The organism is Helicobacter sp. T3_23-1056 (assembly GCF_053654535.1).
This window is the reverse complement of record NZ_JBSIUU010000090.1, coordinates 1-680: the sequence shown is the minus strand read 5'-3', so window position 1 is coordinate 680 and position 680 is coordinate 1. Positions and strand designations below refer to the sequence as shown.

Annotated in this window: 1 protein-coding gene; it reads left to right on the top strand. The window is 33.8% G+C overall.

The window, feature by feature from the left end:
- Positions 1–466 precede the first annotated feature (466 nt).
- A partial coding sequence (locus ACWIUO_RS13815) for a hypothetical protein (RefSeq protein ID WP_454178463.1) occupies positions 467–680 on the top strand: 214 nt, incomplete at its 3' end.

Genomic DNA, 680 nt, shown 5'->3' with positions numbered 1-680 from the left:
TCAAAAACCAAATTTTGCTTTTTTTACAAAAAGCCAAATGTTTGATTTTTTAAAAACAAAGATTTTGTTTTTTTAAGCAAAAAAGCAAAATGCTTGATTTGGAAAAATTTAGTTTCTACCCAAAAAGTAAGATTGCTTGATTAGCAAAAACACTTTTTGACAAAAAACAATGCTTTTTATAAGCAAAAAAGCTAAGCAATGTTTTTACAAAAAGACTTCAAATGCTTAAGATTTTGGCAAAAATCGCTTAAGTGTGGCAACGCCTAAGGCAAAGAAAGCAAGGCACGCTACAAAGACGCAGGATAAGTTAAATCGTTTTAATAAAAACCTTTTAGCAAAATCTGTGAGGCAAATGCCAAAAATCCCGCTAAAAAAGCAAGCAAATAGATGCAAGAAAAAGCAAAAAAAGCAAGTCGTAGCGTTGTTTTGCCTTTTAGATTCTAGCTTCAAAAAAAAAGGAGCAAAAATGGCAATACTAGAATATGACGAGATAAACATCGCAGGCTTTTGTGTGGTGTATTTGGACGAGGACGCAGATGATTGTGTGGTGATGTGTGATAGTTTCGCGCAAATGCAAGAGGTGGCAAGACAAAAAGAAAAAGAGGGCTACCTTGCAAAAACATTTATAGAGTGCGAAATAGAGCCGTCATTAAAAAAAATAGATGAGGCAATAGCAGAGG